Here is a 26,993-nt window from a genome sequence, read left to right on the forward strand (position 1 = left end):
TACCGAGCCGCTCCCCGACACCGAGGGGCCGGGCCACGTCGCAGGGGTCGGTGAGAGTTCTCTCACACTCGGTCGGCCTTATTGACTGATTGTCAATTCCGGCGCACAGTCGATGATCGAGCGCGTCGGCAGCGGAGCCGGCGCCCACGGCATCCGGAGGATCGATGAGACTCTCGAACCCGACCCGCTCCCGCGCAGGGCGCATCACCCTCGCCACCGTCCCCGTCGTCCTGGCCTCGACGTTCCTGCTGGGCGGGGTCGCGCAGGGCGCCGTCCCCGTCTCGTTCGCCGTCTCCGGCAGCCAGTTCCAGATCAGCGCCTCCAAGCTCGAGGGCACCGGCTTCTCGCAGTACGCGGGGGTCACGCAGGACACCGCGGGCGGCTCGCACAACGTCGCGATCGCGAACATCGCGTCGGCCCAGCTCTACGACCTCTGCCAGTCGGTGATCTCCGACACCCCGCTCGGCAAGGTCGGCGTGCGGATCACCGCGGGCGGCGGCGGGAATCCCGCCTCGGCGACCGACCTGCAGATCGGCATGACCGACCTCAAGGGCGACTCGTCGTTCTCGAACATCCGCATCGGCGTGGACGCGTCCACGGTCAACACGGCGGCGAAGGGTTCCGTCGGCGACTTCGCTCAGGATGCCGACAGCGTCACCATCGACAACCTCCAGCAGATCTCCTGGAGCACGCAGGCCTCCGTGTTCACGCTGACCGGCATGTCGCTGACACTGACGGACGGATCGACCGGATGCTTCTGACACGTCGGGCGCCCCGGGCGCCGCGCTCCCCCGGCCGCGGTCGGATCTGGCGGCGCGAACGGCCGCTGGTCGGCGGCATCCTGCTCATCCTCGGCGGCCTCGTGATGTTCGGATCGAGCCAGCTCGACTTCGGCCGGCTGCACATCCACCTCGGCATCGAGGGGTTGCAGGCCGTCGTGATCCCCCTGCTGCTGATCGTGCTCGGCGCCCTGGTCATCGCGACACCGGCGCACCGCATCCTCTACGGCGTCATCGCGCTGGCGACGAGCGTCTACTCGATCGTCGGCGTCAACCTCGGCGGCTTCCTCGTCGGGTTCCTGCTGTCGGCCGTCGGCGGCATCCTGGCCGTCTCGTGGATGCCGCGCCCCGGCACCGACCCCGCCGCGGAGGCAGACGCGGACGCGGACAGGGAGCCCGAGGGGGCGATCGTCCCCGACGAGGCGGTCACGCGATGACCGGTCGTCCGCGCGCCCGCGCTGCGGCGGTCGCGGCGGCGCTGCTCGCGCTCACGCCCGCCGTCATGGGGGCCGCGATCGTGCCGGCGACGTCGGTCGCGGCGTCGACCCCGCATCCGGCGGAGTGGTGCATCCCGATCATCCTGCCGTGCCACGGCGCCTCCTCGCCGTCGCCGAGTCCGTCGCCGTCGTCGTCACCCACGGGGTCAGCCCCCGCCGTCCCGGATCCCGGGACTCCTGCGCCCGCACCGTCTCCCGCTCCGTCTCCCGCCCCGTCGGAGGGCACCACGCCGCCGGCGGTCGCACCGGTCGCCGACGAAGACGGGCCGGTGTTCACGCAGCCGTCCGCACAGCTCGGGTCGACGTCGCTGTCGTTCAGCGGGCTGCGGGGGATCTCGGTCGTGACGGTCCCCCTCGCGGACGGTTCGCGGACGACCGCGCTCAAGCTCGAAGCCGACCGCATCACGATCTCGGGCTTCAGCCTGACCGTCCGCCACGAGACCGGCCCGATCCTGACGACGACCGCCGACACGATGACGCTCGAGGGCCACGTGGCCGTCTACCTCAACTCGCTGAGCGCGACGCTGCCCGGGGGCCGGCTGCTCACCCTGGGCGCCGACACCCCGCCGCCCGCCGAAGGCCTCGAGTCGATGTTCGGCGTGACCCTCGGTCTCGTCGGGTCGACGGCGGACTCCATCACCTACACGAACACGGTGCAGCACCTGTCGGAGTGACGGGCGGGCGGCGGCCTCCGGTCGGTTTGCTAAGCTGGCCGCGCACCTCCCGGTGCATGGGGCTGTAGTTCAATGGCAGAACTTCTGCTTCCCAAGCAGACAGCGCGGGTTCGATTCCCGTCAGCCCCTCCACTTTCTTGCGCGCAGCGCCTCTTGGTATCTTTCCCGCGGGTCGCGCACCGTGCGCGAGCGAGGAGCGCGGGAGCATGACGCAGGACGCCGCACCACCCCTTCGTTTCGGCCTCCGCCGGATGACGGCCCGCGATCCCGGTGAACGGCACCGCGCCGCGAGCCCCCTGGAGCTGTTCTTCGACCTCGTCTTCGTGGTCGCCGTGTCACTGTCGTCGCAGCAGCTGCACCACATGGAGTCGGAGGGCGCGCTGGGCGTCGCCGTCCTGAGCTACATCATGGTGTTCTTCACCGTCTGGTGGGCGTGGATGAACTTCACCTGGTTCGGCACGTCGTTCGCCGTCGACGACTGGCTGTACCGCGTGATGACGATCGTCCAGATGGCCGGCGTCCTGGTGCTGGCCAGTGGCAGCGCCGCCGCGATGGAGCACCAGGACTTCACGATCGTGACGCTCGGCTACGTGATCATGCGCCTCGCGATGGTCGGGCAGTGGCTGCGCGCGGCGGCATCCGTACCCGCGTACCGCCGCGTGTGCCTGAGGTACGCGGGCGGAATCGCCCTCGTGCAGGTCGCGTGGGTGCTGCGCCTGCTGCTGCCCCCGGGCGCCGGAACGATCGCGTTCTTCGCGCTCGTGCTCGCCGAGGCGCTCGTGCCCATCTGGGCCGAGCACCGCGACCACGCCCCGTGGAACGCGCATCACATCACCGAGCGCTACAGCCTGTTCACCCTGATCCTGCTCGGCGAGTCGATCCTCGCTTCGGCGGGCGCGATCATCGAGGCCGTGCAGAAGCAGGACCACCTCGCCGAGCTGATCGTCGTGTCTGCGGCGGCGCTGGTCATCGCGGCGGGCATGTGGTGGGTGTACTTCTCCCGCGAGCACACCGGACACATCCGCACCCTCGCCTCCTCCCTCCGCTACGGGTACTTCCACTACGTCATCTTCGCCGCGGCGGGTGCTTTCTCGGCGGGCATCGAGATCGCGGTCGACGCCATCGGCGGCGAGGCCCACCTGTCCGACATCGCCGCGCACGCCACCCTCACCGTGCCCGTGGCGCTGTTCATCCTCGGGATCTGGGCACTCACGCTGCGGACCCGGTTGACGGCGGCCGGCAACACGCTCCTGCTGCTCGGGACGGCCGCCGTCGCCGCCGCGACGTTCGTCCCCTCGACGATCGGGATGCTGCTCACCGCCGCCGTCGGCACGGTCACCGCGGTCGTCGCCGTCGAGATCGGCCCGGCCCCTCGGGGCGCGACTCAGAGGCAGGTGTCGACGACGGTCTGATCGTCCAGCACCGCCACGATGCGCTCCGCGAGCGGCCAGTAGGGCGCGTAGTGCTGCGGATCGCGGTTGATCTGCACGCGATGCGCGACCTCGGTGGGTGCGGTCTCCGATCGCTCCGGCTCGGGCACGTCCTCGACCATCGCCCGATAGAAGAGCGTGGCGGCGGTGTACGGGTCCAGCCGTTGCTCCCGGCTCCCCCAGCCGTCCTGCTGCTGGAACAGTCCGATCGAGGTCGTCCGGGAGCCGTCCGGATTGGTGACGCCGTCCGTCTCCCAGTCGCCGTAGTCGATGTTCTGCAGACTCGACTCCCCGAGCGCGGTCATCACGGCGATGGTCTGATCCCGCGCGGACAGGCCCGCATCGCGCCCGGCGGCCACGATGGTGCGCGCGTTGTCGAGCTGCTCCCGACCGAAGCCGTCCGCCTCGGCGCAGACGGCCGCGTGATGGATCGACCGCCCGATCGCCACGCCCGCGATGCCCAGACCCACGGCGAGCACGGCGGCCACGGCGAGCGCGATCGCGCGCCGGCGGCGCAGCTGACGGCGGCGTCGGGCGCTGACCGCCGGGCGGCGGCGGCCCGCGGATCGGCGCGACGTCGACGGGCGGCTGCTCACCTGCGGCATCCTGCCACGCCCGGCTATCCGCCAGCCGAGCGGGGGCTGAGATCGCCCCCCGTCACCGCTGTCACCCGACCGGTTCGACGGCCTCGTCCGCGCGCCGTCCGGCCGAGCGCACCGCGCCGATCGAGGCGGCGATCACCAGAGCGATGCCGACGACCTCCAACCACGCGAGATGCTGACCGAGAAGCACCCATCCAGCGAGTGCGGCGACGGCGGGGGCGAGACTCATGAGCACGGCGAAGGCCGCGGCCGGAAGACGGCGCAGGGCGATGAGCTCGAAGGCGTAGGGCAGCGTCGACGACAAGAGCGCGACGGCGGCGCCCAGCCCGAGGATCTCGGGCCGGAGGAGCGCGGCGCCGGCATCCACGAGGCCGAACGGGAGGGAGAGGACGGCGCCGACGGTCATCGCGATCGCCAGCCCGTCGAGACGAGGGAACGCGGCGCCCACCCGCGACGACGCGAGGATGTAGAGCGCCCAGCTCGCCGCCGCCCCGAGCGCGAACAGCACGCCGTCGAGGCGGAGCCGATCCCATCCGCCGCCGGCGAGGGCGACGACGCCGGCGAACGCGAGCAGCGCCCAGATCCAGGCCGCCCTCCCGCGGCCGGCGATGATCGAGAGGGCGAGCGGGCCGAGCACCTCGATCGTCACCGTGACCCCCAGGGGGAGCCGCTCGAGCGCGAGATAGAACAGCCCGTTCATCATCACGAGCACGACGCCGAACACCACCACGTCGCGCCACGCGGCACCGTCGCGACCCCGCAGCCGGGGACGGGCGACGATCAGGAGGATCAGGGCCGAGAAGACCAGCCGCAGCATCACCATGCCGAGCGGGCCGACGTGCGGGAAGAGGGTGACCGCGATGGCCGCGCCGCCCTCCTGGAAGGCGAGCCCGGCGACGACGAGCGCAACGGCGGCCGGAGCTGCGGACGCCCCCGCGCGACCGCTGGTCACCGGCGGCGGATCACGGGATCGGGCAGACGGCGACCGCCGCGACCTGGGCGGCCATGTCCTCGGCGGTCCACGGGAGCCCCGCCTGCGGGGCCGTGCGCCCCGAGGCGGCGGGCGCCTTGGAGGCGATCGCGGCGAGCTCCCAGGCGAGGCTCCGCACGAGGTCGGCGGAGGCGCGGGAGTTGTTCAGCGTCACGACGACGCTCATCCCGGTGTTGCGGTCGGCGAAGGCCGCCGTGAGCGCGCCGGGAACCGCTCCGTACTGCCCGACGAGACTGCCCGCCTGGTAGACGCCGCCGCGCGCCGTGAACCACGACGGCCCGTCGGCGACCGCCGGCAGTGCGTTGTCGAAGCGGCCGGCGGCGTCGTAGGGGCGCAGCCCGAGGGCCAGCGCCTGGACGTAGCGGCTCAGATCCGCGAGATCCGTGATGACACCGGATGCCGTGAACCCCGCCGCCGGCGAGAGGTCCTCGATCGGCGTCGGAGCACTGCAGGCCGCGCTGCCGTCTTCGGCGTTGCCCGTCCACAGCCCGGGCAGCTGCGCGGAGCCGGTGCTCGGGAAAGAGCTGTCCGACATGCCGTTCGGGCCGAAGACGTAGTGCTGGTAGAGCTGCGAGGAGCTCTTGCCCGACGCGCGCTCGAGCGCGAGACCGAGCAGCACGTAGCCGGTGTCGGAGTCGGCGAAGACCGTGCCGGGCTGGCCCGTCGACCCTCGCGACATGCCGTAGCCGAGAAGCTCGCGGGGGTTCCACTGCCGGGCCGGCGTCGCGCGGGTGCGCGTCTCGATCGACGGCCCGTACGACGCGAGTCCCGCCGTCGAGTCGCAGAGCTGACCGAGGGTCACGCCCCCCTGGTCGCCGAGACCCGCCACGTACTCGCCGGCCGTGTCGTCGAGGCTGACGACGCCGTCGTGCACCAGCCCGTAGAGCACATCGCAGGTCATCGACCGCGTGGTCGCTCCCGCGTGGAAGGTCATCGTGTCGCTGACGGCGGCGCCCTCGGGCGCGGTCGTGCCGACGCCCGCCTCCCACACGCCCGACCACGGCACCCGGACGCCCACGACGGCTCCCGACGCACCGGATGCGGCGAGGGCGCGCTCGACGGCCGTCTGCAGCTGTCCTTGCACGTCCGCGGGGATGGCGGCATCCACCTGATCGGGCAGCGGCAGCGAGACGGAATCGTCCGACGAGCACGCGGCCAGCGCGATCGCCAACGCGAGCGTGCCGGCTACAGCCGCGAGACGTCGCGATCGACGAAGACCCCGCATCCTCACCCCCTGATCAGTTCTTTCAGCGTAGAACACGATGCGCACCGGACCGGACGCCGTGACACTCCTGTGACGTTTCTGTGAGCGGATTTCGCCGGCGGCCGATCGCGGGGCGCGGCGGCGCCGGCTCTAAGGTGGGTGCCATGGCGCACACCTTCGACGACGACGCCCTCGCCGGCGTGCTCGGTCACATGAACGACGACCACTCCGACGACAACCTCCTCATCGCCCGCGCCTTCGCTCCGCTCACCGAGGTCATCGGCTCCGAGATGATCGGATTCGACGGGGCGGCGGGCCGGTGGCGCGTCCGCCTCGCCGACGGCACCGAGGACGTCATCGTGGTCCCGTGGCCGGGTGGTGCCATCACGGAGCGCCGTGAGGTGCGCCGCGAGATCGTCGCGCTGTACGACGAGGCCTGCGCCCGGCTGGGGATCACGCCGCGCCCGCACTCCTGAGCATTCTCGGAGGCAACCTTCAGTTTAGGTGAGCCTTAGTTTCAGATACACTGACGGCTGTGACCGAGCCGATCCCGTTCTCCACCGCCCTGCGCGAGCGTTCGCGCTCCGCCCACTCCGGCAGCGAGCACGCCGGCTTCATGGACGACCTGATGCGCGGTCGCGGCACGCGCGACGACTACGTCGCCCTCGTCGCACAGCACTGGTTCATCTACGACGCCCTCGAGACCGCCGCCGAGACGATGCGGCACGACCCCGTCGCCACCCCGTTCATCAGCGACAAGCTGACGCGGCTGCCCGCGATCGAGGCCGACCTGGCGTTCCTCATCGGCGACGACTGGCGCGCGCGCATCGAGCCCCTGCCCACGACGCGGCGCTACGTCGAGCGGATCCGGGAGGTCGGCACCAGCTGGCCCGGCGGCTTCGTCGCCCACCACTACACCCGGTATCTCGGCGACCTCTCGGGCGGCCTGTTCATCGGCAAGCTGATGGCGCGGCAGTTCGGCTTCGAGACCAACGGCATCGGCTTCTACCTCTTCGACGAGATCGCCGATCCCGCCGCGTTCAAGGACGTCTACCGCGAGCAGCTCGACGCGGTCGCCTGGGATGCCGCCGAACGCGAGCGCGTCATCGACGAGGTCCTGACGGCGTACCAGTTCAACACCGACCTCTTCCTCGACCTCGCCGCCGCGAAGGCCGCCACCGCGGCATCCGCCTGACCGCGCGTTTCGACTCCTCGCTGCGCTCGTCGCTCAACGACCGGGTGCCGCCCCCGGTCGTTGAGCGAGCGCAGCGAGTCGAAACGCCCGAGGGTCAGAAGCCGGCGGCGCGGACCCCGGCCATGAAGCGGCGGACGTCGGCATCCACGAGGATGTCGCTCGGGCGCAGCGGCCGTGAGAGGTACAGGCCGTCGAGCGAGGTGAGCCGCGACAGCGCGACGTACGTCTGTCCGGGGGCGAAGGCGCCCGAGCCGAGGTCGATGACGGCGCGGTCGTAGGTCTTCCCCTGCGACTTGTGGATCGTCACGGCCCAGGCCAGGCGCAACGGGAACTGCGTGAACTCGGCGACGATGTCACGCGTGAGCTTTCGAGACACCGGGTCGTACGCGTAGCGGAACCTCTCCCACACGGCCGGCTCGACGTCGACCTCCTCGCCGTCGATCTCGACGCGCACCGTGCCACCCGCGATCCGGGTCACGGTGCCGATCGACCCGTTCACCCAGCGCGGTCCGTCGCCCCGCGTGCCCACGTCGTTGCGCAGGAACATCACCTGGGCGCCGACCTTGAGCTGCAGCTCCGTGTCGGCCGGATACGACGCCTCGCCCCGGCCGAAGTCGCCGCTGATGTCGGCGCGCGCCGTCTGCACCGGCCCGGGCAGCGCGTCGAGGTGACGCTGGTTGATGCGGGAGACGATGTCGTTGCGCGTGGCGAGGGTGATGATCGGAGGCTCGCCGTCGACCGGCTCCGGGACGGGACGGGCCCCGGCGGCGTTGAGCATGCCGGCGATCTCCGCGGTCACGACCCCGTGGCGCACCGCGTTCAGCATGGCCTTGAAGCCGTTGTCGGCCTGCCGGTGGATCTCGCGCAGCTCGCGGATGTGCAGGGGCGCGCCCACCCGGCCGAGGTCGAGCAGTCCGTCCGAGCGGATCGCGGAGCCGTCGGCCGACGGTCCCGCCCACACCTGCGCGTCGAAGAACCAGAACGACCGGTAGTGGTCGTTGATGTAGCGCAGCTCATCACCGCGCGGGGGCACCGGTGACAACTGGTAGGGATCGCCGAACATGATCACCTGCACCCCGCCGAACGGCTCCGACCGGCGGCCCCGGGCCTGGCGGAGGGAGCGGTCGATGGCATCCATGAGGTCGGCGTTGACCATGGAGACCTCGTCGATCACGAGTGTGTCGATCGCCTTCAGCACACGGCGGGCCGGCTCGGACTGGTCGAGCTCGCTGTCGGCGATGAGCCCGATCGGCAGCCGGAAGAGCGAATGGATCGTCTGCCCCTCGACGTTCAGCGCCGCCACGCCCGTGGGCGCGCACACGGCGATCTGCTTCTGCGTGTTCCACGCGAGATGCTGCAGGAGGGTCGACTTGCCGGTACCGGCCCGTCCCGTGACGAACACGTGCTCGCGAGTGTCCTCGATGAGGCGGAACAGCTCCTCCTGCTCGGCGGACAGGGCGGGGATGCTCACCGGATCCATGCTAGCCATCAGCATCCGTTTCCTAGACTGGACCTGTGGACGGGGTGGTGGGTGTCGATGCGCGCGCGGCGCAGACGCGAGGCGATGCCGCGTCGCGCCGCTCCTCCGCCCGTCGCGGAAGCCGCCGGCTGGCTCTGGACCTGACCGCCCTCGCCGTGGTCGGCGTGCTGCTGCTGGCGGCGGTCGGCGCGGCGACCGTCACGATCTACCGCGATCTCTACAGCCCCGGCGCCTTCGTCACCCGGTACCTGGAGATGCTGAGCCAGGGCCGCGCGCCGGAGGCGCTGGCGCTGCCGGGCGTCACGATCGACTCCACCGATCTGACCTCCGCGGGCCTGCCCGCCGACGCGAGCGAGGCGCTGCTGCGCCGCGCGGCGCTCGCCCCGCTCAGCGACATCCAGGTCGTGAGCGAGCAGGAGAGCGACGGCGTCGAGGTCGTGACGATGTCGTACCAGGCGGGGCCGCACAGCGGCACGTCGACCTTCCGCGTGGAGCGCTCCGGCTGGGTCGGGCTGGCGCCCACGTGGCGGTTCGCGCAGAGTCCTCTCGCGGTGATCGACCTGACGCTCCGCGGCGCCACCGCGTTCTCGGTCAACGGGTTCGCGGTCGACACGCGGCAGGTCTCGCCGGCCGGTGCGCAGGCCGATCCGCTCGCGCCGGTCGCGCTCCTCGTCTTCTCGCCCGGCCTCTACTCCATCTCGGTCGACACCCCCGTCTCCACGAGTGCGGGGGTCGCGGTCCTGTCCGACACGCCGCAGGCCCAGGTGCCCGTCGACATCCAGACGCAGCCGACGACGCAGTTCGTGGCGGTCGTGCAGGACCGCGTCGAGTCGTTCCTGACGGCGTGCACGACCCAGCAGGTGCTGCAGCCGACGGGGTGCCCGTTCGGACTCCAGGTGCGCAACCGCATCGTCGAGCCGCCGGTGTGGTCGATGGTCACGCAGCCCACGATCACGCTCGAGCCCGACGGCGCCGGGTGGGCCATCTCTGCGGCGGACGCCGTGGCGCACGTCGTCGTCGACATCCGATCGATCTTCGACGGCACCGTCCGGCACGTCGACGAGGACGTGCCGTTCCGGGTCGGCGGGACGATCACGATGCTTCCCGACGGCACCGCCTCCATCCAGGTGGAACCCGCGAGCTGAGGACGCGGTCGCCTCAGCGCGCCGCGCGGGCGTCGCGTTCGGCGAGCTCGGCGAGCCGGGCGTTGTACGCCTCCAGCTCGGCGTCGCCGGTGCGGTCGGCGTGACGGTCGCTGCGCCGCTGCGTCCGCTCGTCGGAACGGCTCCACTGGATCGCGACGGTGATGGCGAGGATGAGCGTCGGGATCTCGCCGATCGACCAGGCGACCCCGCCGCCCGTGTACTGATCGACCAGCGGCGCCTCGCCCCAGGTGCGTCCCATCGAGCCGAACCACTCCGCGACGAACAGGCCGGTGGACATCATGATCGCGATGCCGAAGAACGCGTGCATGGCCATGACGCCGATGAGGGTCAGCAGCCGGAACGGATAGGGGTAGCGCAGCGGCACCGGATCGATGCCGACGAGCGACTGCACGAACAGGTACCCCGAGATCAGGAAGTGCGCGACCATCCACTCGTGGCCGATGTGGTCGTAGAGGGTCCAGCGGAAAAGGTCGGTGTAGTAGAACGCCCAGAGCGACCCGATGAACATCGCCGCGGCGAACAGCGGATGCGTGATCACCCGGGAGAACGGCGTGTGCACCGCCCACAGGATCCACTCGCGACCGCCCCGCGTGCCGTCGTCGCGCTTGGCGATGGCCCGGGAGGCCAGGGTCACGGGAGCCCCGAACACGAGCATCATCGGGATCGCCATCGACAGCAGCATGTGCCCGATCATGTGCATGCTGAACAGGTAGTCCTGATACGCATTGATCGGTCCGCTCGTGACCCAGAACAGCGACAGCAGGCCGAGCACCCAGAGCACGGTGCGGTAGATCGGCCAGCGGTCGCCGCGGCGGTGCAGGCGCCACACCCCGGCGAGGTAGAAGAACAGCCCGAAGCCGACGGCGAAGACCCACAGGATGTCGATGTCCCACTGCGTGAACCACTGCGTGATGGTCAGCTCGGGCGGCAGCGGCGTTCCGGTCAGGATCTCGGCCGGCGTCTTCACCTCGGGCAGGGTCGTGTCCACGGGCGGCGGGGTGCGCGAGAGCGCCACCGCCGCGCCGCTGGCGATGCCCATGAAGACGAGCTCGAGCGTCACGAGGCCCCAGAAGCGGCGCGCCGCGGCATCCTGGCCCGCCCGATCGGCGCGGGCGATACGGGCGATCACTCCCGTGCGGTACCGCGCGCCCAGCGCGCCCAGCAGCAGCAGCGCGACCACTTTCACACCCAGCAGGGCGCCGTACGGCGACAGCAGATAGCGGGGCTCGACGACGCCGACGGCCGCGCGGGCGACGCCCGACAGCGACACGACCACGAAGGCGACGAGCGCGAGGCTCGAGTAGCGGGTCAGCACCGCGCCGAGCTCCGCGACGCGCAGCTGCGGTCGCAGCACGATGAGAAGCAGCAGGCCGCCGAGCCAGACGGCCGCGGCGACGATGTGCAGCACGAGCGCCGAGACGGCGATGTTGTGACCGGCCTCGTCGCCCGAGTGGCCCTGCGTCGCCATGGGCACGAGGCTCGCCGCCGCCAGCACCGCCACGACGAGCGTCGACGTCCACCCGCGGACGGCGAAGGTGAGCACCGTCAGGCCCGCCCCGGCGATCGTCGTGAGCGACCACGCGCGGCCCACGTCGGTCTCGACGAGGAAGCGTCCGAGCTGTCCGCCGAACTCCGCACCGACGTCGGGGGTCGCGTTGAAGATGCTGAGGAAGGTGAAGAACGCGGTGAGCCCGCTGGCCACGGTGAAGAGGGCGGCCGAGATGGATGCCGTGTCCAGCGCCGCGTCGAAGGTGCTCTCCCCGGCCCGCAGCGCGAAGAGCGCGAGCACCAGCGCACCGAGCATCCCCGCCGCCGACAGGTTGACGGCGAGCGTCACGAGGGGAAGCCCCCAGCGCACGACGGGACCGGCGTCGCCGATGAGCAGGGGCGCGGCCCCGCCCCCGTACAGCAGCCCGAGCACCAGAGCGGCGAGGGCGGACGCGACGAGGATCGCGGGGCCCGCGAGGCGCAGCGCACGGGTCGAGATCACCCGTCCAGCCTACGCGGCGCCGGACACACGAAAGGGGGGATGCCGAGCGGCATCCCCCCTTCGCAGGACCGTGCTTACTTGACGGCGGCCTTGAGCTTCGAGCCCGCGGTGACCTTGACGCGCTTGCCCGCGGCGATCTTGATCTCCTCACCCGTCTGCGGGTTGCGGCCCGTGCGGGCGGCCGTGGCGACCTGCTCGAACGAGAGGAAGCCGGGGATCGTGACCTTCTCGCCCTTGGCGACGGCCTCGGAGACAGCCGAGAACAGGCCGTCGACGACGCGGCCGACGGTGGCCTGGCTCTCGCCGGTGGCGCTGGCGATGCTCGCGACGAGCTCAGTCTTGGTGATAGCCATTGGGGTTGTCCTCCAGACGGCAGCAGATGCCGCCTTCAGTGAGATCGGACCGGACGCGAGGCGACCGGTTTGGTCGGTTGGACCGTCCCCGAATATACCTACGATCCGCGGAAATCCGCGGATTTCCGGCCCTCAGACGTCATCTTCACCGGCGTGTCGGCCCGGATCGGTGACGGATGTGGCTGATGTGACCGCGGCGGGCACAGCAGAAGGCCCGGCCTCCGCGAGGAGAACCGGGCCTTCCGACGGGTGCGGTGCTTACCAGCTCGACTTGGTCACGCCGGGCAGCTCGCCCTTGTGCGCCATGTCGCGGAAGCGGACGCGCGAGATGCCGAACTTCGACAGGTAGCCGCGGGGGCGACCGTCGATGGCGTCGCGGCCACGCAGGCGCACGGGCGACGCGTTGCGGGGAAGCTTCTGCAGGCCGACGCGGGCGGCCTCGCGGGCCTCGTCGGTCGCGTTCGGGTCGACGAGGGTCTTCTTCAGCTCGGCACGCTTCTCGGCGTAACGGGCGACGACCTCCTCGCGCTGGTTGTTGCGCGCGATCTTGCTCTTCTTGGCCATGAGATCAGCGCTCCTCTCGGAATTCGACGTGCTTGCGGATCACCGGGTCGTACTTCTTCAGCACGATGCGGTCGGGGTTGTTGCGACGGTTCTTACGCGTCACGTAGGTGTACCCCGTGCCGGCAGTCGACCGGAGCTTGATGATCGGACGGACGTCCTGAGCCTTCTTCGCCATTAGAGCTTCACACCCTTCGCGAGGAGGTCCTTCACGACCGACTCGATGCCGCGGGCGTCAATGACCTTGATGCCCTTGGCCGAGACGTTCAGCGTGATCTTGCGACCGAGCGAAGGAACGTAGTAGGTCTTCTTCTGCACGTTCGGGTCGAAGCGACGCTTCGTCCGGCGGTGCGAGTGCGAGATGTTGTGACCGAAGCCGGGAACTGCTCCGGTCACCTGGCACACTGCTGCCATAGTGATTCTCCTTAGTACCGTGACACCGGACGGTGCCACCCAAGATCCCTTGTCTGCATCCCTCTGAACACGGGGATACGAACTGCGTGCTGGAGTGCGCGCAGACAAAGAGTCAGTCTAGCACGGCCGGGCGTGTCGCCTTGACTCACGCGAGCGGCCCGGCTCCCCGTCCCCACCGGAACGGCGAGACCGTGGGATCGCCCTCGATCCAGAACCGCCACGGGAACGCGGCGGTGCCCCCGACGCCGGCCACCCCGACCCGCGGACCCGCGGCGACGTCGGTGCGCGGACGGGTCGGCAGCCACAGCCGGGCGACCGCGCCGGCCCACGGCGCTCCCGTGACCGCGTCGATGCCGTCGTGCAGCGGATGCCGGAGCCCCACGGCATCCCCGAGCCGGCCGGGACCCCGCGCGAGGTCGCGGCCGGCGCGGGCCGCGGGGCGCCGCGAGAACGCGACGTCCTCTCCCGCGACGATCTCACCGGCCCGCAGCAGCACGCCGCCCGCCTGACCCTCGGGTCCGCACACGACGTTGACGCACGAGTGGATGCCGTGACTCAGGTAGACGTAGAGGTGCCCGGGCGGTCCCCACATCGTGGCGTTGCGGGCGGTCCGTCCGCCGCGCGCATGCGAGCCGGGGTCGGGCTCGGGGCCCGTGCCGGCGCCGTGGTAGGCCTCGACCTCGGTGAGGCGCACCGCGACCACCGCGCCGTCGCTCGCGACCTCCAGCACGCCGTCGAGCAGCCGCGGCGCGACGTCGACCGGCAGCCCCGCGAGCGCCGCGCGCGTGGCCGGGACGAGACCCGTCGTCGTCATGGCGTCATCCGCGCGGAGGGGTCTGGCACCACGAGATGTCGAAGCCGGCGAGCGCGCCCACCTCGGTGCCCGCGTCGGCCCCCGTCAGCGCGACGACGTGCGTCCGCACGTGGGTCGGGAGGGGGAGGCGGTAGCCGTCGTACGGGTTCGACACGGCATCCGGCGCCACGAGGAAGGCGGCGTAGCGCCCGCTGGGCGAGACGCACGACTGGATGAGGATGTCCTTCGGATCGACCGAGAACACGGGGGTCGCCGCCCCCGACGCGTCGACGACGTTCACGGTCGTCGACCGCACGGTGAACCCGTCGACGACGGCGAGCACGCGCAGGGTGCTCCCGTCGGTCATCGGCGTCATCTTGTTCGTCTGGCCCAGCGCCTTGTCGGTGGGCGGCAGCGGCACCTGGGTGGCGGTCGCCAGATCGATGGCCGCCGGTCCCTCCACACGCTCGATGATCGCGGTCGTCGTGCCGCGGGCGATGCCGTCGATGGAGACGGCCGTCCCCAGCGTGACCGGGTCGCCGCCCGACGGGGAGATGAGGGTGAGGGCGCCGTCGTAGGTGAGCATCAGGATGCTGTCGGTGCCGGGCACGAAACGCCAGTCGTCGACCCGCGACTCTCCCCCCGTGCGTTCGATCATCGTGGGTGCGGCATCGGACTGCGCGGCGGTCAGCGACGCCGTGAAGAGGCGGGCCTCGCGGGCGCCGGGAGTGCCGACCGTGGCGTCGGTGAACGTGTAGCCGATGAGATCGCCGCGATCGGCGCTCTGCAGATCGGTCACGGTGCCGTCGCCGGGCAGTGCCAGCTCGCGGACGTCGCCGCCGTCGAGGTCGGTGACGACGAGGTGGGAGGTGTCGTCGTCGCCGAGGGTCGACATCACCAGGTGGCCGGACGTCGCGCGGAAGTCCTCGATGTGGGCGTTCGTGTAGACCGGCTCGGGGTCTTCTCCGGCGAGGTCGGTGCGCAGGATCGTGTCGCCGCCGGTGCCGCGCTGGAGCACGTACGCGTGGAGGGGCGGTGTCGTGAAGCTGTGCTCGACGGCGGCCGTCGGCCCGCCGCCCACACCGACGAGCCCCGCGATCGTGACGGTGTAGGAGGTGTCGTCCCACAGCGGCTGGGTGAAGCGGATGCCGACGCTGCGCCCCGACGTGTCGACCGTGAACGGCGCCGCGGGAGAGACCGTGACCTGTGCGGGTTCGACCGTCGCCAGCGACTGCGTCGTGGTGATGATCAGGCGCGAGCCGGAGGCGCTCACCGCGGCATCCGGGTCGACGCTCACGTTGGTGACGCGGGGCCCCTGCGCGACCGTCACGGCGGAGCCGGCGAGCCCGACGACGGCGAGCGCGCCGACGACGAGCGCGAAGCCCACGAGGAAGGCGCGGGAGCGTCGCCGGCGCGTGCGCTCGCGGCGCGTCGCGCGATCAGTACTCATACGGGTCCTTGGGCTGGTCGACGGTCTGCACCGACGCCGGCTGGATCTGCAGGCGCCCGTCGGCGTCGCGGATCGTCCCGGTCACCGTGACCCAGGTGCCGGTCGACGGGATGCCGTCGGCGAGCGCGACCGGCACGCTGGCCGGCTGCGCGTCGATCACGCAGTGGGTGATCACGAGCCGGGTGAGCCCGAAGCCGCCGTCGGTGGGCGTGACGAAACCGGTGAGGGTGATGGTGTCTCCGTCGAACGCCTCGGGGTTGGTCGCGGTCGCGAACACGCTCGCCCACTCGCCGACGCCGAACGTCGACGTGTCGCCGGTCGACGCGAGGGCCACGGTGTCGGAGCCCTGGAACAGCGGCGGCGCTCCGGTGTCGCGCTGCATGGCGAGCTCGGCCGACAGCGTCGCCGGGGGTGTGAGCACGATGGCGGCGACCACGCCCGTGGCCAGGATGCCGCCGGTCACCGTCGCGGCGGTGCCCCACACCGAGCGCGCCTCGTGCCCGTGGTCGTCGCCGTGGTCGTGTCCGTCGCCGTGCTCATGCTCGTGCCCGTCGCCGTGGTCGTGCCCGTGATCGGCCTCCGCGCCGCGCGGCAGCGCGAAGCTGAGCACGGCGCCGACCAGCGCGAGGATCGCCATCGGCACCGCGAACCAGTTCGACGAGGGGTTGATGTAGAGCGCGAGCTGACCGGTGAGCCACAGCACGACCGTGACGGCGGAGAGGCCGGCGGCGAGGCCGACACCGAGGAGCCGGGATCCGAGGAGATCACGCAACGAGGTTCACCACCGATCCGACGGCGATGGCGAACAGCACGACGACGATCACCAGACCGCCGAGGACCTTCGTGCGGAAGGTCGTGCGCAGCAGCGCCAGCATCTTGACGTCGACGAGCGGTCCGACCAGCAGGAACGCGACGATCGAGCCGGGCGTGAACGTCGAGGCGAACGAGAGCGCGAAGAAGGCGTCGACGTTGGAGCAGATGGAGACGATCATCGCGAGCGCGATCATCGCGATGATCGACAGTGCGGGGTTGGAGCCGATCGCCAGCAGTGCCGAGCGCGGCACGAGCACCTGCACGGCGCCGGCGATGGCGGAGCCGATGACGAGAGCCGGCATCACGGCGCGCAGTTCCACGACGAACTGGGCGAGGCTGCGCTGCGCCTTGCCGGGGCCGCCGCCGTGGGCGGCGTTGTCGAGCGAGAGCTCGCAGCTGGCGCGGAAGCGGTCGGTGATGAGGCCGTCCGGGTCGGGATGCCGGCTGTACAGCCATCCGATGAGGTTGGCGACGGCGTACCCGCCGAGCAGGCGGGCGATGAGGATGCCGTCGTCGAAGCCGAACGCCTGGTGGGTCGTGATGATGACGATCGGGTTGACGATCGGCGCCGCGATCAGGAAGGTGAGGGTCTCGGCGACGCCCAGTCCGCGCATCATGAGGCCGCGGGCGAACGGCACGTTGCCGCACTCGCAGACGGGGATGAGCATGCCGAGCAACGACAGCACGGCGCGGCGCGCCCACGGCGCGCGCGGCATCCACCGTTCGATGACGCCGGCGGGCACCCACACCTGCACGACGATCGACAGCAGCACGCCCAGCACGACGAAGGGCAGCGACTCGATCAGCACGCTGATCGCGAGGGTCAGTCCGTCCTGCGCCCGCGTCGGAAGCGACGGCCCGGGCGAGAGGAGAGCGATGACGACGAGCGTCGCGACGACCAGCACGCCGATGCCGACGGCCACCGCGGTGCGGACCGGCGCGGCGCGCACCTCAGTCGACACGGTCTCCGGGGCTCGCCGCCGCCCGTTGCGCCGCGCAGGCCGCGCACACGCCGAAGATGTCGACCACGTGCTCGGCCTCGGTGAATCCGTGCGCCGCGGCGGTGCGCTGCGCCCACGCCTCGACCTCGCTGGCCTCGATCTCCACGGCGAGCCCGCACGAACGGCAGATCAGGTGATGGTGGTGGCCCGTGCTGGTGCAGGCGCGGTAGATCGCCTCGCCGTCCGGACTCTGCAGCTGGTCGGCCTCGCCGCTCGCGGCCAGCGTCGCCAGGGCGCGGTAGACGGTCGCGAGACCGATGCCGGTGTTCTCGTCGCGCAGGGTGGCATGCAGCGTCTGAGCGCTGACGAAACCGGTGGCGTCGCTCAGCGCCTCGCGCACGCGATCGCGCTGCCAGGTGTTGCGCTGGGCCATGCGGCGAGTCTACCCACGGGGTCTTGGAGCGGGCTGGACACGGCGCAGCCCGCCCTCACGCCTCGACACTGCCCCGCCGACGGACCCCGTCGATCGCACGACAGACGAGGTAGATGAGGAAGGACAGCGTCGTGATGTACGGGCTCACCGGCAGCGTGCCGGCGATCGCGAGGAGGATGCCGCCGACGGCCGCGGTGACGCCGAAGCCGGCGGCGAGCAGCGGCACCGCGACGGGACCGTTGGACACGCGCATCGCCGCCGCGGCGGGGGTGACCAGCAGGGAGAGCACGAGCAGTGCGCCGATGATGTGGACGGCGACGGCGACGACGATGCCGAGCAGGAGCATGAAGGCGAAGGACACGACCGTGGTCGGCACTCCGCGGGCGGCCGCCGACTGCGGGTCGAGGGAGTCGAAGGTCAGCGGGCGCCAGATCAGCAGGAGCGCGACGAGCACGATGGCGCTCAGCACGATCAGCACGGTGAGCTGATCGCTCTGCACCGACACGATCTGGCCGGTGAGCAGGCTGAAGCGGTTGGCGCTGCGCCCGTTGTAGAGCGAGATGCACAGGATGCCGATGCCGAGCCCGAAGGGCATGAGCACGCCGATGATCGAGTTGCGATCGCGCGCCCGCGCTCCGAGCCATCCGATGAGGCCGGCCGCGACGAGCGATCCGAAGATGGAGCCCGTCACGACGTCGAAGCCGAGCAGGAGCGCGGCGGCCGCTCCGGCGAAGGAGAGCTCGCTGATGCCGTGCACCGCGAAGGCCATGTCGCGCTGCATGACGAACACGCCGATGAGCCCGCCGACGATGCCGAGCACGGCTCCCGCCCACACCGAGTTCTGCACGAGCGCGAGGATGTCGCCGTAGCGCGAGAGCCCGCCGAAGAGCGCGTTCGCGATGTCGTCCATGTTCACGCGACAGCTCCCGGTGCGGCGGCGTCGCCGTGGTGATGGTGGTCGGCATCCGAGTCGGGGGCGCCGACGACGACCAGTCGTCCCCCGACACGCGCGACGTGCACGGGCGTGTCGTAGAGGGCGGTCAGCGTCTGCGAGGTCAGCACCTCGTCGGGCCGGCCCAGCGTGAAGCGGCCGCCCGTCAGGTAGAGGATGCGGTCGACCTTCTCGAGCACGGGGTTGATGTCGTGGGTGACCAGCAGCACCCCGGCGCCGCTCGCGGTGCGGTAGCGATCGATCAGATCGATCACGTCGCGCTGGTTGGCCAGGTCGAGGCTCGTCAGCGGCTCGTCGCACAGCAGCAGGCCGGGCTCGTCGGCGAGCGCCTGCCCGACGCGCAGCCGCTGCTGCTCGCCACCGGACAGCAGGCCCACGGGGCGGTCGGCGAAGGCGGTCGCCCCGACGGCGTCGATGAGCTCCTGCACACGCCGACGGTCGCCGCGGCGCGGCAGGGGCGGACCGAAGCGGTGGCCGTCGACGCCGAGGCGCACGAGGTCGCGCCCGCGCATGGCCGTGTGCCGGGGCAGCGGGCGCTGCTGGGGGATGTAGCCGATGCGGCGGTTGCCGGCGCGACGGACGCGCTCGCCGAGGGCCTCGATGGTGCCGCCGGTCAGCCGCTCCAGGCCCAGCACGGCACGCAGGAGCGTGGTCTTGCCGGCCCCGCTCGGGCCGAGCACCGCGACGAGCTCGCCGGGCTGGAGCTCGAGGTCGAGGCCGCGCCACAGCTCATGGCCGCCGCGCGAGAGCGCGGCGGCCATGATGCGAAGGGGTGAGGATGTCGCCGGGGTCACGAACCCAGGGCGCTCTTGATCTGCGTGGCCATGTCGGTCATCCACGATACGTAGTTCTCGCCCTCGGGGAGCAGTTCCGACGCCTTGATGACGGGAACGCCCGCCTCGCCGGCCTTCGTCTCGACCTGCGTGGTCTCCGCGCCGGCCGCCTGCGCGTTGACGAAGACGATCTTCACCGACCCGCCGCCGACGAGGGTGAGCGCGTCCAGAAGGGTCGCGGGAGGCACGTCCTGCCCCTCCTCGACGGCCTCGCTGAAGGCGGCGGGCGTGACGTTCGTCAGACCCGCGGCTTCGGCGAGGTACAGCGGCACCGGCTCGGTGACGAAGATCTCGGTGCCGGTGTGGGCCGCCGCCACCTCGGTGAGGATCGGCGTGACCTTCGCGTCGATGTCCGCCCGGAACGCCTTCGCGTTGGCGGTGAACACGCTCGCCTCCGCGGGGTCGAGGGCGCCCAGCTGGGCGGCGATCTCGTCGGCGACGGCCGCGATGGTCTGCGGGTCGTAGAAGACGTGCTCGTTGAAGCCGTCGACGGCCTCGGACGGGTCGGAGCCCGTCCATTCGGGGGAGAACGTCACGGCGCTGATGAGCGGCGCGTCCGACTTCGCGGCATCCTTCAGCGTCGCCATGAACGGGTCGTAGCCGCCGCCGTTCTCGATGAGCAGCTGCGCGTTCTGGATGTCGAGCTGGTCGGCCGCGGTGGCCTCGAACTCGTGCGGGTCCTTGCTCTCGTCGGCGATCAGGGCGGTGACCTCGACGTGCTCGCCGCCGATCGTCTTCGCGATGTCGCCGTACACGTTGGTGGAGGCGACGACGGCGATCGTGCCGTCGGCGGAGGCGGAGGGCGTGGAGGACGCACCGGTCGAGCTGGAGCAGCCGGTGAGCGCGAGGGCGGATGCCGCGGTCAGCGCGGCGAGGAGGACGACGGGACGCTTCATGTCCCCCAGAGTACGGCTAGTGATAATCGTTATCAAATCCGGGCGGCCCGAAATGCTGTCAATCCGGGCTCTCGGCTTGAACGAGCGCACCGCGCGACGTCAGGCTGTTGTTCGGCCCCCGCGCCGACGGCGCACGCGGACGGCCCGTCACCCCTTTCCGACCGTGACCTCTCCGGTCGTCGCCTTTCCGTTCCGAGGAGCCGTCATCTCACCCTGGACTCTTCTGCTGCTCGCCCTCGGCGTATCGGCGGATGCCTTCGCCGTCGCCCTGGGCAAGGGCCTCCAGCTGCGGGCCCACGTGCTGCGCACGGCCCTCGTCTTCGCGACCGCCTTCGGTGTCGCCCAGGCGGTCATGCCGCTGCTGGGCTGGCTGCTCGGCTCGACCTTCGCGGACGCCATCGCCCCGTTCGACCACTGGATCTCGTTCGGCCTGCTCGCGCTGGTCGGCGGAAAGATGCTGTGGGAGGCCCTCACCCCCGACGCGCCGACGGAGGCCGGGGAAGCCGAACACGTCCACGACGTCGAGGCTTTCACGACCCGCGAGGTCGTGCTGCTGTCGGTCGCCACCAGCATCGACGCCCTCGCCGTCGGGGTGTCGTTCGCCTTCCTGAACGTCGACGTCGCGGTCGCCGTGACCGCGATCGGTCTCGTGACGTTCGCCCTGTCGTTCATCGCGGTGTTCATCGGCTACCGCATCGGCACCCGCTTCCGCCGGCCCGCCGAGATCCTCGGCGGCCTCGTGCTGATCGGCATCGGCACGCAGATCCTCATCGAGCACCTCACCGCCTGAGCGTCGGGGACGGCTGCGGCGGTCCTGGCGCTCCTGGCGCTCCTGGCGCCTATCGCTCGCGCTCGCCGTGCCCGCTCTCGAGGGCGATCACCTTTCGGAGGCGACGCTCGAAGTCGCTTCCCCCCTGATACGTCGCGCCGAGGAAGGCGTCGACCAGCTCACGCGCCACCTGGGTTCCGACGACACGTCCTCCCAGACAGAGCACGTTCGCGTCATCGTGCTCCACGCTCTGGTGCGCCGAGTAGTGGTCGTGCGCGAGCGCCGCACGGATGCCGCGCACCTTGTTCGCGGCGATCGACACCCCGACGCCGGAGCCGCAGATCAGAATGCCGCGGCTTCCCTCCTCGCTGCGCAGGAGGGCAGTGGTCAGCTGCGCGGCGACGTCGGGGAAGTCGACGATCGCATCGTCCGCGGGTCCGATGTCCCGCACGGGCACGCCCCGCGCACGCAGGTGCGTCAGGAGGTCGCGCCGGAGATCGTGCCCTCCGTGATCCGAACCGATGATGACCGTCATGGGACTGCCTCTCCTGTCGAGTGGAGATGCCGGAGCGCCCAGCCCGACGCGGGGCGCTCCGGCATCGTGCGGATGCCGAGGTCAGCGGCGCTGGGCCGCGGCCTCCATGATCTCCAGCCCCTTCGCGTTCAGCTCGGGGATCGCCGGCATCTCGTCGTAGACGCCCGCCCCGACGAGGAACTCCGCCGTCTTGGTGAGGCTGTCCGTGAAGGCGGTCCCGCGCATCTGCTCCAGCGCTTGGTCGAAGGTCAGCCACTGCCGCGCGTCCAGCGCGTACGTGGCCTCCTCGTCGGTCGCCTCGATTCCCATCTCCTTGAGGAAGACCTGGAACGTGGCCAGCACCTCGTCGCGAGGCGTGTCGATGATCCACTCGTTGGCCTTGTACACGGCGTCGACCCACGCCGCGGCGGCATCCGGGTTCTCGGCCCAGAAGCGGGGCGTGACGACGTACGGGTCGAGGATGGACACCCCCGCCTTCTCTCCGTCGCACACCTGCACGTACTTGTCGGGGTCGGCCAGGAGGGGCGCGTTGTTGACCGAGAACAGCACGGCGGCGTTGATGTCGTCGTTCAGCATCCCGTTCGCGATGGCAGCCGGATCGAGCGGGACCGTCTCGATGTCGGCCGCGGCGACACCGAGTGCGTCGGCACAGGCGTAGAGGAGCTGGGCGCTGGTGCTGTTCGCGACGACGCCGACGGGCGTCTTGGCGAGCGCCGTCGCCGGATCGGTGCCCGCGAGGACGTCCTTGTCCATGAAGAGGATGAGGTTGCGGTACTCGTCCATCATCGCTCCGGCGGGGAGCAGACCCCAGGTCTTGTAGCCGCTGATGAGCGGCGGACCGCCCATGTACCCGACCTGCCAGTCACCGGCCGCGCCCGATGCGAGCAGGGCCGCTCCGCTCTCGGCGATCTGGAAGTCGACGTCCAGGCCCGCCTCCTTGTAGTAGCCGAGGTCCTGGGCCAGCCACAGCGAGAACCCGGTGGGCTGCGCCTGCGTCGCGATGGTGATGTGGGTCACGCCGTCGGCATCCGCCTGACCGCTGCCCCCTCCCCCCGCGCAGCCGCTCGCGGTGAGGGCGATCGTCGCCAAGGTGGCGACGGTGGTGAGGGCTCGGATGCTGGTTCGCTTCTTCTTCATCAAACACTCCTTTGTGGTGGACGGGCTTCTGTGGGGAACGGGCTTCGGGTGTGCGGATCAGTCGTCCGTGACGATCTCTTCCCGGACGAGAGACCAGATCCGCTGGCGGATCTCGCTGAAGTCGGCGTAGCCCATCGCCGCTTCGATGTCTGCCGCGCGCCACTCGGCATCGCGGGGGACGTGTATCTCCGCTTTGATGCGTCCCGGGCGCGCGCTCATCACGATGACGCGGTCCGCGAGATACACGGCCTCCTCGACGCTGTGCGTGATGAACAGGACCGTGTACCGATCGTGGCGGTGCAGGCGTGAGACCTCCTCCTGCAGGAGCGTCCGCGTCTGCGCGTCGAGCGCGCCGAACGGCTCGTCCATCAGGAGGATCTCCGGCCGCACGACCAGGGCGCGGGCGATCGCCACGCGCTGCTGCATGCCGCCGGACAGCTCGTGGGGGTACGAGTTCCTGAACTTCTTGAGTCCCATCAGGGCGAGCTGCGCGTCCACGCGGCGCTCGCGCTCGGCTTTCGGCACCCGCGCGACCTTGAGGCCGAACTCGATGTTGTGGAACACGGTCTGGGAGGGGAAGAGCGCGAACTTCTGGAACACGACGCTCCGGTTCGGGCCCGGCTGACCGGCGACCTTGCCGTCGACGAGGATCTCGCCCGTGGTCGCATCCTCCAGACCCGCGGCGATCATCATGAGCGTCGACTTGCCGCACCCGGACGGGCCGACGATCGTCACGAACTCACCCTCCGCGATGGAGAGGTCGCATTCGGCGAGCGCCTGCACCTCGCCCCTCTTGGTGACGAACCGCTTGGAGACGCCGCGCACCTGCATCTTCGGGACGGTTCCGCCCTCGAGGGGGACGGCCGCGGCGGTGGGGCTGTCGGTGGAGATGTCGTTCATGGGTCAGTTCCCCTTGTTCTTCGGCGCCCACGAGAAGAGCAGCCGCTGGATGCGCTGGAGGATGATGTCGAAGACCGTCGCGACGACGGCGATGCAGATCATCCCGACGATGATGATGGGCGTGGACAGGTTGGCCTGCCCCTGGAGGATGAGGTTGCCGAGGCCTTGCTTGCCCACGATGAGCTCGGCGCCGACGAGCGCCATCCACCCGTTTCCGAATCCGATGCGCACACCGGTGAAGGCGGATGCGGCGGCCACCGGGCCGACAACGGAGGCGAGGATCCGCGCCGAGCCGGCTCCGGTCGTGCGCGCCGCCTTCACGAGCAGAGGGTCGACCTGCGTGACGCCGAGGCGGCTGTTGATCACGATCGCCGGAAACGCGGCGATGAAGACGACGAGCGCCTGCGCCGACGTGTTCGCGCCCATCCACAGGACCGCGATGGGAATCCAGGCGAAGGGCGGGATGTAGCGCAGCAGCTCGAAGACGGGCGCCACGATCGCGCGGACGACGGGGATCCACGCGAGGATGAACCCCAGCGGCACCCCCACGACGATCGCGATCAGCACACCGCTCAGCCATCGGCCGAGCGACGCCAGGACATGGCCTCCGAGCGTCGCGCCGGCGAACGGCTCCACGAGGACCTGGACGAACTTCCCGGCGACCGCCGACGGCGACGGGAGCACCCGTTCGGGAACGAGCTGGAGGACGTCGGTCGCCACGATCCACAGGATCATCAGGCCCACGAGCGTCCCGGTCGTCCAGACGATGGCACCGATGTCGAATCGTGCAGCGCGCCGCGGTCTGTCGACGACCGCGTTGGTCACGGTGGCGGGGAGGTCGTTCACGACGGTCATCTCCGTCCTCCCGGGGTGAGCAGCTTCATCAATGCGGACAACAGCGCTCCGATCAGTCCGATGGTGATCATCGACACCAGCAGGATGTCGGTGTCGAGGGTGCGCGAGGAGTTGAGGGCGACGTATCCGAGTCCGCTGAGCGCGCCCAGCAGCTCGGCGGCGATGACCGTCGTCCAGGCGTTTCCCATCGCGATCTGACCGCCGGCGAGCAACGTGGCCATCGCCGTCGGGATCACGACGCGTCCCAGGATGGTCAGCGGCGGCGCCCCGAGGACGCGTGCCGCGTTGACGAGGGTGGGCTCCACCGAGGTGACGGCGTGGATCGAGTTCAGCGTCCAGGGGACGATCGCGGAGACGAACACCACGAACACCCGCGAAGGATCCCCGATGCCGAACCAGACGAGGGCCAACGGGATCCACGCGATGGGCGGGATGGGTCGCAGCAGCTGGAAGATCGGGTAAACCGTCCACCGGGCCTTGCGCGACCAGCCGATCCACACTCCGAGAGGGATGCCGACGGCCGCCGCGAGCAGCCAGCCGGCGATGACGGTGGTCAGGCTCGAGACGATGTGCCCGCCGAGCGTCGAGCCCAGGTAGGGACGTTCGATCAAGCGGACGGCGGCATCCCACACGTCGCCCGGCGAGGGCAGGAAGAGCGGGGAGATCGCGCCTCCGGGACGTGTCACCCACGCCCAGACGGCGATCAGTGCCACGGCGGAGCCGACCGAGATGAGCAGGGACGTGAGTTTCCTGGGCTCGCGGCGCCACACCGGCTCCAGTGAGGGCCGGCGGCGGCGGGGGACGTCCTTGAGCGCGAGCGTCCTCGTCGTCGTCATCGGGCGTCCTCGGCGGTGCGGGAGGCCGGATCCGCGGACGCGGCCAGCACGGCGACGGTGCGCTTCGCCCCCTCGCTCCACAGGGAGTCCAGCACCCGCAGGTAGGGATCGGTGAAGGCGGGCTCGTCCGCGAGGGAGCCGAACAGCTCCTCGTTGCGCAGGAAGGCCAGCGGGTCGTCCCGGCGGGCCCGCGCCGCGGCCATCACCTGCTCCTTGAGCGCGTCGACGACCTCGATCGCCTTCCCGCTCTCGTCGACCCCTGCCGCGTACCGCGCCCAGCTCGCCACGATCGCGGCGGAGAGGTGCACCTGGCCGCTCCGGGCGAGCTGATCGCGAACGACCGGCAGGAGCCACTTGGGGATGCGGTTGGAGGAGTCCGCACACAGCCGAGCGAGGGTGTCGCGCACCTCCGGGTTCTGGAAGCGCTCGATGAGCGTGTCCTTGTAGTCGGTCAGATCGATCCCGGGGACCGGCTCGAGGGTCGGCGTGCCCTCCTCGTCCATGTATCGGCGCAACAGGCGCTCGATGTCGGGATCCGTCGCCGCCTCGTGCGCGAAGGTGTAGCCCGCCAGCACCCCGAAGTAGCACATCGCCTGGTGACTGGAGTTGAGCAGACGGAGCTTCATCAGCTCGTAGGGATGGACGTCCGCGACGAACTGCGCGCCGACGCGGTCCCACTCCGGTCGATCGTTCACGAAGTCGTCCCGGATGACCCACTGCTCGAAGGGCTCGCAGACGACCGGCCACGCATCGTGCACGCCGATGGCCGCGTCGTTCTCCACCCGGTCCGCGTCCGAGGTGACCGGCGTGATGCGGTCGACCATCGTGTCGGGGAACGTCACGTGCCGCTCCACCCACGCGCCGAGCTCCGCATCCCGCCGGCTCGCGAACGCGCAGAACACACGCCGGGCGATGGCGCCGTTGCCCTGGACGTTGTCGCACGACAGGACCGTGAAGGGCGGAATGCCTCGGTCCCGGCGGCGCGCGAGCGCCTCGGTGACGATGCCGAACACCGTGCTCGGTCGCGTCGGGTCTCGCAGGTCGGCGACGACGGCGGGGTTGGCGAAGTCGAACTCCCCCGTCGAGGCGGAGAAGTTGTATCCCCCCTCGGTGACCGTCAGCGAGACGATGCGGATCTCTGCGGAGGCGAGCCTCTCCAGCACCGCCTCGATGTCGTCGGGCGCGAACAGGTAGTCGACGATGCTCCCGATGATGCGACGCTCGCGGCGGCCGTCGGCGTGCGTGAGCACGAGTGTGTAGAGGCCGTCCTGCTCGCGCATGACGTCGCGCATGTGCGCGTCGGTGGGCAGCAGGCCGATGCCGCAGATGCCCCACTCCCGCGCCTGCCCGCGCTGCAGGAGGCGATCGACGTACATCGCCTGATGCGCGCGGTGGAAGCCGCCCACGCCGATGTGGGCGATTCCGGCGGTGACGGCGCTGCGGTCGTAGGTGGGCCGGGCGATGTCCTCCGGCAGTGCCGCGAGGGTGTCTTGAGTGAGTCGCTCCATTGCGAG

At 70.8% G+C, this 26,993-nt stretch carries 31 protein-coding genes and 1 tRNA gene; 9 read left to right on the forward strand and 23 right to left on the reverse strand.

What is annotated here, in order from left to right:
* Window positions 1–164: 164 nt before the first annotated feature.
* From KY498_RS10650 to KY498_RS10670, 5 genes are all read left to right on the forward strand, one after another.
* Window positions 165–761, forward strand: coding sequence for a DUF6230 family protein (locus tag KY498_RS10650; RefSeq protein WP_060959737.1), 597 nt, complete (start codon window positions 165–167; stop codon window positions 759–761).
* Entirely contained in the window at window positions 752–1,216 is a 465-nt protein-coding gene (locus tag KY498_RS10655) for a DUF6114 domain-containing protein (protein WP_219879371.1), read from the forward strand. The genes KY498_RS10650 and KY498_RS10655 overlap by 10 nt, the downstream gene beginning before the upstream one ends.
* Window positions 1,213–1,950 carry a hypothetical protein gene (locus KY498_RS10660; RefSeq protein WP_191009409.1) on the forward strand — a complete coding sequence of 246 codons (738 nt, stop codon included), beginning with the start codon at window positions 1,213–1,215 and terminating at the stop codon, window positions 1,948–1,950. The genes KY498_RS10655 and KY498_RS10660 overlap by 4 nt, the downstream gene beginning before the upstream one ends.
* A gap of 58 nt (window positions 1,951–2,008) precedes the next feature.
* A tRNA-Gly gene (locus KY498_RS10665) sits at window positions 2,009–2,082 on the forward strand.
* Window positions 2,083–2,201: 119 nt separating this feature from the next.
* Window positions 2,202–3,362, forward strand: coding sequence for a low temperature requirement protein A (locus tag KY498_RS10670; protein WP_060959740.1), 1,161 nt, complete (start codon window positions 2,202–2,204; stop codon window positions 3,360–3,362).
* Here the strand turns inward: KY498_RS10670 and KY498_RS10675 are convergent.
* The 3 genes from KY498_RS10675 to KY498_RS10685 form a co-directional block, all read right to left on the reverse strand.
* Window positions 3,335–3,976 (reverse strand): peptidase M23, encoded by a 642-nt coding sequence (locus KY498_RS10675; protein ID WP_223848789.1) that lies wholly within the window; start codon window positions 3,974–3,976, stop codon window positions 3,335–3,337. The two genes, KY498_RS10670 and KY498_RS10675, sit on opposite strands and share 28 nt — an antisense overlap.
* Window positions 3,977–4,046: 70 nt before the next feature.
* A complete protein-coding gene (locus KY498_RS10680; RefSeq protein ID WP_191009408.1) occupies window positions 4,047–4,934 on the reverse strand; it encodes a DMT family transporter in 888 nt (295 codons plus the stop codon).
* Between the two features lie 10 nt (window positions 4,935–4,944).
* Window positions 4,945–6,198 (reverse strand): serine hydrolase, encoded by a 1,254-nt coding sequence (locus KY498_RS10685; protein WP_191009407.1) that lies wholly within the window; start codon window positions 6,196–6,198, stop codon window positions 4,945–4,947.
* 143 nt (window positions 6,199–6,341) lie between these two features.
* On the opposite strand from KY498_RS10685, the gene KY498_RS10690 reads away from it, so the two are divergent.
* Together KY498_RS10690 and KY498_RS10695 are read left to right on the forward strand one after the other, a co-directional pair.
* Window positions 6,342–6,653 (forward strand): DUF2470 domain-containing protein, encoded by a 312-nt coding sequence (locus KY498_RS10690; RefSeq protein WP_191009406.1) that lies wholly within the window; start codon window positions 6,342–6,344, stop codon window positions 6,651–6,653.
* A gap of 59 nt (window positions 6,654–6,712) precedes the next feature.
* Complete coding sequence (locus KY498_RS10695) at window positions 6,713–7,372, forward strand: heme oxygenase (biliverdin-producing) (protein ID WP_191009405.1); 660 nt, start codon at window positions 6,713–6,715, stop codon at window positions 7,370–7,372.
* A 94-nt stretch (window positions 7,373–7,466) separates the two neighbouring features.
* Here the strand turns inward: KY498_RS10695 and KY498_RS10700 are convergent, their stop codons facing one another.
* Window positions 7,467–8,852: an ATP-dependent RecD-like DNA helicase gene (locus KY498_RS10700; RefSeq protein WP_375140959.1), complete on the reverse strand. Its 1,386-nt coding sequence runs from the start codon at window positions 8,850–8,852 to the stop codon at window positions 7,467–7,469.
* 47 nt (window positions 8,853–8,899) lie between these two features.
* On the opposite strand from KY498_RS10700, the gene KY498_RS10705 reads away from it, so the two are divergent.
* A complete protein-coding gene (locus tag KY498_RS10705) occupies window positions 8,900–9,997 on the forward strand; it encodes a hypothetical protein (RefSeq protein ID WP_191009615.1) in 1,098 nt (365 codons plus the stop codon).
* A gap of 13 nt (window positions 9,998–10,010) precedes the next feature.
* Here the strand turns inward: KY498_RS10705 and KY498_RS10710 are convergent, their stop codons facing one another.
* The 13 genes from KY498_RS10710 to KY498_RS10770 all read right to left on the reverse strand — a co-directional run bounded on the left by KY498_RS10710 (window position 10,011) and on the right by KY498_RS10770 (window position 20,447).
* Window positions 10,011–12,005: a cytochrome c oxidase assembly protein gene (locus KY498_RS10710; protein ID WP_060959779.1), complete on the reverse strand. Its 1,995-nt coding sequence runs from the start codon at window positions 12,003–12,005 to the stop codon at window positions 10,011–10,013.
* A gap of 77 nt (window positions 12,006–12,082) precedes the next feature.
* Window positions 12,083–12,361, reverse strand: a complete 279-nt coding sequence (locus KY498_RS10715; protein ID WP_005051774.1) for an HU family DNA-binding protein — start codon at window positions 12,359–12,361, stop codon at window positions 12,083–12,085.
* Window positions 12,362–12,619: 258 nt separating this feature from the next.
* Entirely contained in the window at window positions 12,620–12,925 is a 306-nt protein-coding gene (rpsN, locus tag KY498_RS10720; protein WP_005051773.1) for a 30S ribosomal protein S14, read from the reverse strand.
* 4 nt (window positions 12,926–12,929) lie between these two features.
* A complete protein-coding gene (gene rpmG / locus KY498_RS10725) occupies window positions 12,930–13,100 on the reverse strand; it encodes a 50S ribosomal protein L33 (RefSeq protein ID WP_005051772.1) in 171 nt (56 codons plus the stop codon).
* Window positions 13,100–13,336, reverse strand: a complete 237-nt coding sequence (rpmB, locus tag KY498_RS10730) for a 50S ribosomal protein L28 (protein WP_060959747.1) — start codon at window positions 13,334–13,336, stop codon at window positions 13,100–13,102. Before rpmB ends, rpmG begins: the two co-directional genes overlap by 1 nt.
* A 145-nt stretch (window positions 13,337–13,481) precedes the next feature.
* Entirely contained in the window at window positions 13,482–14,150 is a 669-nt protein-coding gene (locus tag KY498_RS10735) for a DNA-3-methyladenine glycosylase (protein WP_191009403.1), read from the reverse strand.
* A gap of 4 nt (window positions 14,151–14,154) precedes the next feature.
* Window positions 14,155–15,579 carry a hypothetical protein gene (locus KY498_RS10740; protein ID WP_191009402.1) on the reverse strand — a complete coding sequence of 475 codons (1,425 nt, stop codon included), beginning with the start codon at window positions 15,577–15,579 and terminating at the stop codon, window positions 14,155–14,157.
* Window positions 15,569–16,351, reverse strand: a complete 783-nt coding sequence (locus KY498_RS10745) for a TIGR03943 family putative permease subunit (RefSeq protein WP_060959750.1) — start codon at window positions 16,349–16,351, stop codon at window positions 15,569–15,571. Before KY498_RS10745 ends, KY498_RS10740 begins: the two co-directional genes overlap by 11 nt.
* Window positions 16,344–17,354: a permease gene (locus KY498_RS10750; RefSeq protein WP_061782192.1), complete on the reverse strand. Its 1,011-nt coding sequence runs from the start codon at window positions 17,352–17,354 to the stop codon at window positions 16,344–16,346. Before KY498_RS10750 ends, KY498_RS10745 begins: the two co-directional genes overlap by 8 nt.
* Window positions 17,344–17,766, reverse strand: coding sequence for a Fur family transcriptional regulator (locus tag KY498_RS10755; RefSeq protein WP_060959752.1), 423 nt, complete (start codon window positions 17,764–17,766; stop codon window positions 17,344–17,346). Before KY498_RS10755 ends, KY498_RS10750 begins: the two co-directional genes overlap by 11 nt.
* Window positions 17,767–17,821: 55 nt before the next feature.
* Window positions 17,822–18,676 carry a metal ABC transporter permease gene (locus KY498_RS10760; protein ID WP_267956415.1) on the reverse strand — a complete coding sequence of 285 codons (855 nt, stop codon included), beginning with the start codon at window positions 18,674–18,676 and terminating at the stop codon, window positions 17,822–17,824.
* Window positions 18,677–18,678: 2 nt separating this feature from the next.
* On the reverse strand, window positions 18,679–19,479 hold the full coding sequence (locus tag KY498_RS10765; protein WP_223848787.1) for a metal ABC transporter ATP-binding protein: 801 nt from the start codon (window positions 19,477–19,479) through the stop codon (window positions 18,679–18,681).
* Between the two features lie 29 nt (window positions 19,480–19,508).
* Window positions 19,509–20,447, reverse strand: coding sequence for a metal ABC transporter solute-binding protein, Zn/Mn family (locus tag KY498_RS10770; protein WP_191009401.1), 939 nt, complete (start codon window positions 20,445–20,447; stop codon window positions 19,509–19,511).
* Window positions 20,448–20,610: 163 nt separating this feature from the next.
* On the opposite strand from KY498_RS10770, the gene KY498_RS10775 reads away from it, so the two are divergent.
* The gene (locus KY498_RS10775; RefSeq protein WP_060959756.1) at window positions 20,611–21,237 is read left to right on the forward strand and encodes a manganese efflux pump MntP family protein; all 627 of its coding nucleotides are present in this window, start codon (window positions 20,611–20,613) and stop codon (window positions 21,235–21,237) included.
* Between the two features lie 49 nt (window positions 21,238–21,286).
* Here KY498_RS10775 and rpiB read toward each other — a convergent pair whose 3' ends face one another.
* The 6 genes from rpiB to KY498_RS10805 all read right to left on the reverse strand — a co-directional run bounded on the left by rpiB (window position 21,287) and on the right by KY498_RS10805 (window position 26,987).
* The gene (gene rpiB, locus KY498_RS10780) at window positions 21,287–21,751 is read right to left on the reverse strand and encodes a ribose 5-phosphate isomerase B (protein ID WP_101305339.1); all 465 of its coding nucleotides are present in this window, start codon (window positions 21,749–21,751) and stop codon (window positions 21,287–21,289) included.
* 81 nt (window positions 21,752–21,832) lie between these two features.
* Complete coding sequence (locus KY498_RS10785; protein ID WP_191009400.1) at window positions 21,833–22,888, reverse strand: ABC transporter substrate-binding protein; 1,056 nt, start codon at window positions 22,886–22,888, stop codon at window positions 21,833–21,835.
* 57 nt (window positions 22,889–22,945) lie between these two features.
* Complete coding sequence (locus KY498_RS10790) at window positions 22,946–23,788, reverse strand: ABC transporter ATP-binding protein (RefSeq protein WP_223848786.1); 843 nt, start codon at window positions 23,786–23,788, stop codon at window positions 22,946–22,948.
* A 3-nt stretch (window positions 23,789–23,791) separates the two neighbouring features.
* A complete protein-coding gene (locus KY498_RS10795) occupies window positions 23,792–24,643 on the reverse strand; it encodes an ABC transporter permease (protein ID WP_191009399.1) in 852 nt (283 codons plus the stop codon).
* Complete coding sequence (locus KY498_RS10800) at window positions 24,640–25,479, reverse strand: ABC transporter permease (protein ID WP_101305336.1); 840 nt, start codon at window positions 25,477–25,479, stop codon at window positions 24,640–24,642. Before KY498_RS10800 ends, KY498_RS10795 begins: the two co-directional genes overlap by 4 nt.
* Window positions 25,476–26,987, reverse strand: coding sequence for a mannitol dehydrogenase family protein (locus KY498_RS10805; RefSeq protein WP_191009398.1), 1,512 nt, complete (start codon window positions 26,985–26,987; stop codon window positions 25,476–25,478). The genes KY498_RS10800 and KY498_RS10805 overlap by 4 nt, the downstream gene beginning before the upstream one ends.
* Window positions 26,988–26,993 lie beyond the last annotated feature (6 nt).

This window comes from Microbacterium sp. PAMC21962 (assembly GCF_019443465.1).
Taxonomy (GTDB): domain Bacteria; phylum Actinomycetota; class Actinomycetes; order Actinomycetales; family Microbacteriaceae; genus Microbacterium; species Microbacterium hominis.

Excerpts from the sequence above, each read along its gene's own strand:
- KY498_RS10650 (WP_060959737.1), top strand. The coding sequence starts at position 165 with ATGAGACTCTCGAACCCGACCCGCTCCCGCGCAGGGCGCATCACCCTC.
- KY498_RS10655 (WP_219879371.1), top strand. The coding sequence starts at position 752 with ATGCTTCTGACACGTCGGGCGCCCCGGGCGCCGCGCTCCCCCGGCCGC.
- KY498_RS10660 (WP_191009409.1), top strand. The coding sequence starts at position 1,213 with ATGACCGGTCGTCCGCGCGCCCGCGCTGCGGCGGTCGCGGCGGCGCTG.
- KY498_RS10670 (WP_060959740.1), top strand. The coding sequence starts at position 2,202 with ATGACGGCCCGCGATCCCGGTGAACGGCACCGCGCCGCGAGCCCCCTG.
- KY498_RS10685 (WP_191009407.1), bottom strand. The coding sequence starts at position 6,198 with ATGCGGGGTCTTCGTCGATCGCGACGTCTCGCGGCTGTAGCCGGCACG.
- KY498_RS10690 (WP_191009406.1), top strand. The coding sequence starts at position 6,342 with ATGGCGCACACCTTCGACGACGACGCCCTCGCCGGCGTGCTCGGTCAC.
- KY498_RS10700 (WP_375140959.1), bottom strand. The coding sequence starts at position 8,852 with ATGGATCCGGTGAGCATCCCCGCCCTGTCCGCCGAGCAGGAGGAGCTG.
- KY498_RS10715 (WP_005051774.1), bottom strand. The coding sequence starts at position 12,361 with ATGGCTATCACCAAGACTGAGCTCGTCGCGAGCATCGCCAGCGCCACC.
- rpsN (WP_005051773.1), bottom strand. The coding sequence starts at position 12,925 with ATGGCCAAGAAGAGCAAGATCGCGCGCAACAACCAGCGCGAGGAGGTC.
- rpmG (WP_005051772.1), bottom strand. The coding sequence starts at position 13,100 with ATGGCGAAGAAGGCTCAGGACGTCCGTCCGATCATCAAGCTCCGGTCG.
- rpmB (WP_060959747.1), bottom strand. The coding sequence starts at position 13,336 with ATGGCAGCAGTGTGCCAGGTGACCGGAGCAGTTCCCGGCTTCGGTCAC.
- KY498_RS10735 (WP_191009403.1), bottom strand. The coding sequence starts at position 14,150 with ATGACGACGACGGGTCTCGTCCCGGCCACGCGCGCGGCGCTCGCGGGG.
- KY498_RS10740 (WP_191009402.1), bottom strand. The coding sequence starts at position 15,579 with ATGAGTACTGATCGCGCGACGCGCCGCGAGCGCACGCGCCGGCGACGC.
- KY498_RS10755 (WP_060959752.1), bottom strand. The coding sequence starts at position 17,766 with ATGGCCCAGCGCAACACCTGGCAGCGCGATCGCGTGCGCGAGGCGCTG.
- KY498_RS10760 (WP_267956415.1), bottom strand. The coding sequence starts at position 18,676 with ATGGACGACATCGCGAACGCGCTCTTCGGCGGGCTCTCGCGCTACGGC.
- KY498_RS10765 (WP_223848787.1), bottom strand. The coding sequence starts at position 19,479 with ATGGCCGCCGCGCTCTCGCGCGGCGGCCATGAGCTGTGGCGCGGCCTC.
- KY498_RS10770 (WP_191009401.1), bottom strand. The coding sequence starts at position 20,447 with ATGAAGCGTCCCGTCGTCCTCCTCGCCGCGCTGACCGCGGCATCCGCC.
- rpiB (WP_101305339.1), bottom strand. The coding sequence starts at position 21,751 with ATGACGGTCATCATCGGTTCGGATCACGGAGGGCACGATCTCCGGCGC.
- KY498_RS10785 (WP_191009400.1), bottom strand. The coding sequence starts at position 22,888 with ATGAAGAAGAAGCGAACCAGCATCCGAGCCCTCACCACCGTCGCCACC.
- KY498_RS10790 (WP_223848786.1), bottom strand. The coding sequence starts at position 23,788 with ATGAACGACATCTCCACCGACAGCCCCACCGCCGCGGCCGTCCCCCTC.
- KY498_RS10795 (WP_191009399.1), bottom strand. The coding sequence starts at position 24,643 with ATGACCGTCGTGAACGACCTCCCCGCCACCGTGACCAACGCGGTCGTC.
- KY498_RS10800 (WP_101305336.1), bottom strand. The coding sequence starts at position 25,479 with ATGACGACGACGAGGACGCTCGCGCTCAAGGACGTCCCCCGCCGCCGC.
- KY498_RS10805 (WP_191009398.1), bottom strand. The coding sequence starts at position 26,987 with ATGGAGCGACTCACTCAAGACACCCTCGCGGCACTGCCGGAGGACATC.